Genomic DNA, 2,413 nt, shown 5'->3' with positions numbered 1-2,413 from the left:
AAAGGGGAAATCCTTTTTTGTCTAGTCGAATGTTTCACCCAATGGGTGAAAAGCAGAACCTTCCAGAAACCCTGTGATCAATACGGTTTCTGGAAGGTTTTTAAGTTAGGTATGAATAATTCGGGTTAATAGCCTTGAAGTAAGGGAGGTGGAAAAATATTTTAGTATCCAATCTCGAAAAAAGGAAAATCGACTGAATTCCGACCAGTACCAACTATTTCACCAAATTGATAACGGATATTTACTGACTGGAAAAGAAATCTTTGAGGTTGCTCAATTCAATCTACGGGAAGTATTATGGTGCCGTTTTTACAGTCCTAGTCTTCAAATCCACTTTGGCTCTGATTATTACATGTATGTTCAAAGCATGGAAGAAGATAAATTTGAGCAGTGTAGGGAGATAATTCGTGAGAATAACCTTTACTATCAAGAATTCTCTATCTCTCCTTATCAAATGGAAGAAGAAGATATAGTGCCTTATACCTATACCTGGGGTGATGGTCAACTGAACCCATCAGGCGATTATCACCATGACCTACGTATTTCCAAAGATAATCCTCTAAATCGCACCTATACCGAATGGAGTAATTTTGACGAAATCGAAAACGGACTGGATTGGGAAGAGTATCAAGCCATAGAACAAAAATATCTTCAGCTGGTTTTAGATTTCTTAGAGCTATTTCAGATAACCAAACTAGTCTTCAATGGTTTATCACTTAACAAAATTTCAGAACTAGATGTCCCTCCTCATTACTTTTCCCCTCAAGAAAAAATACTATTCCAACAATTATATGAATACCCAATTTGTAAAATTAAGCTAGACACAAAAAGCCATTTATGTTAGGCTCAGATAAACTACCACATTTGTCTGAAAGGAACTAACATAAATGACCTATAACCATCTTACTACAAATGAACTTGTAATGATAGAGGCATATTATCAAGAAAGCGTAAAAGTTGTCCAAATTGCAGAAGCACTTGGTAGATCCAAACAGACTATCTACAATGTTATCAACTTTCTCAAACAAGGTCATTCCGCTTATGATTACTATGAACAGTATAAGGAGAACAAAAAGCGCTGCGGAAGGAAGTTAACTACTCTTACTACTGCAGAACAAGAGTTTATTCAAACACATCTGGAACAAGATTTGAACCAACTCAAGACTATAACACTCTCACTTAGAATCATCTGGGATATCTGAAAATGTGCGAAATTACGTCCAGTCCAAATGTGCACGCAGTGCGTGCACATTTGGATACGACTTAAAGAACTGAATAGCTCACAAATGCCCACGAATTATGATAGCCCTATCGTACTAAATAACCTTGGGTAATTCCTCCAAGCTATTTATAAATTTCTTTCCTGTGACCAACTTCAACGGCTAATACAATCATTTCATTATCTCGAATATCACAGATAACCCGATAATTGCCAAGCCTGTAGCGCCATAAACCTTTTTTATTTCCCACTAAAGCTTTACCAATCTGTCTAGGATTTTCCAAGCCATCAAGACGTTTTTTCATATCTTTAGCCAACATCAGTCTGACATGCTTATCCATCTTTTTGAGTTGCTTTTTTACCTCTTCGCTAACTACAAGTCTATAAGTCATTTTCAAACTCCTCTATAATGTCATCTATAGAGTAGGTGACCGGATTCTTTTCAAAATCCTCTAAGGCTTGGATACCTCTTTCATAGTCTAACTTATCTTCTATTTGCTCTTTCAATGCTGTTTTAAATAATTCTGATAAGGTTTTCCCTGTATGTGTTGAATAACTTTTAAATAATTCTTCTTCTGCTTTGTTTAATCTCAATGATACCATGGCCATATTATTCACCTCCTTTTGTGTAATACATTGTATAACATTTTTTCTAAATAGGCAAATTTAAATAAAAAGCCTAGCTGATTGACTAGGCTCAAACTTGCAACTCTTCCCGAATCGCTTTCTGCAAAAGTTGGCTAAAATTAATTTTGTTTTCTTTCCCAATAACCAATAATCTCCACCTTCAATCAACTATTCTTGAACAAGCATAAATCTAAAATCAAAACCACCCGTGAGAACGGGAGGTTTGTTCTTCGGCTGAAAGCCTCTATTACCGGCCAAAACCTAAAGGCTTGTCCGAATGGTCTCCCTTATGCACCACTTCTCCAGCTGACCCGGCTAGCGGGTCCCTTTCTGTTCTACTTCCTTATATTTTTCTGACCCGTGAATGGATCGTACTCCTCGAATATGCTTAATTGGTCCACTATCACGTCATCTTGTAATTGATTACGAATATATTCTTCCCCAAATTATTCATACCTAACTTAAAAACCTTCCAGAAACCGTATTGATCACAGGGTTTCTGGAAGGTTTTGCTTTTCACCCATTGGGTGAAACATTCGACTAGACAAAAAAGGATTTCCCCTTTAT

At 36.6% G+C, this 2,413-nt stretch carries 3 protein-coding genes and 2 pseudogenes; 2 read left to right on the top strand and 3 right to left on the bottom strand.

Going from position 1 to position 2,413, the window contains the following annotated elements; genetic code table 11:
• Positions 1-148: 148 nt before the first annotated feature.
• Together I2503_RS09215 and I2503_RS09210 are read left to right on the top strand one after the other, a co-directional pair.
• Positions 149-844, top strand: coding sequence for a hypothetical protein (locus I2503_RS09215; protein ID WP_196967763.1), 696 nt, complete (start codon positions 149-151; stop codon positions 842-844).
• 43 nt (positions 845-887) lie between these two features.
• Positions 888-1,091: pseudogene (locus I2503_RS09210) on the top strand (IS30 family transposase); the annotation flags it as partial.
• Between the two features lie 253 nt (positions 1,092-1,344).
• Here the strand turns inward: I2503_RS09210 and I2503_RS09205 are convergent.
• From I2503_RS09205 to I2503_RS09720, 3 genes and pseudogenes are all read right to left on the bottom strand, one after another.
• The gene (locus I2503_RS09205; protein WP_196967762.1) at positions 1,345-1,611 is read right to left on the bottom strand and encodes a type II toxin-antitoxin system RelE/ParE family toxin; all 267 of its coding nucleotides are present in this window, start codon (positions 1,609-1,611) and stop codon (positions 1,345-1,347) included.
• Positions 1,601-1,828, bottom strand: a complete 228-nt coding sequence (locus tag I2503_RS09200; protein WP_135038373.1) for a DUF6290 family protein — start codon at positions 1,826-1,828, stop codon at positions 1,601-1,603. The genes I2503_RS09205 and I2503_RS09200 overlap by 11 nt, the downstream gene beginning before the upstream one ends.
• A 353-nt stretch (positions 1,829-2,181) precedes the next feature.
• Positions 2,182-2,286, bottom strand: a pseudogene (locus I2503_RS09720) (IS200/IS605 family transposase); the annotation flags it as partial.
• Between the last annotated feature and the right edge of the window lie 127 nt (positions 2,287-2,413).

It is taken from the genome of Streptococcus sp. NLN64 (assembly GCF_015831295.1).
Lineage (GTDB): Bacteria > Bacillota > Bacilli > Lactobacillales > Streptococcaceae > Streptococcus.
This window is presented reverse-complemented; position numbering and strand designations above follow the sequence as displayed.

Bases quoted from the DNA above. Each gene is read 5' to 3' on its own strand.
- I2503_RS09200 (WP_135038373.1), bottom strand. From the start codon at position 1,828: ATGGCCATGGTATCATTGAGATTAAACAAAGCAGAAGAAGAATTATTT.
- I2503_RS09205 (WP_196967762.1), bottom strand. From the start codon at position 1,611: ATGACTTATAGACTTGTAGTTAGCGAAGAGGTAAAAAAGCAACTCAAA.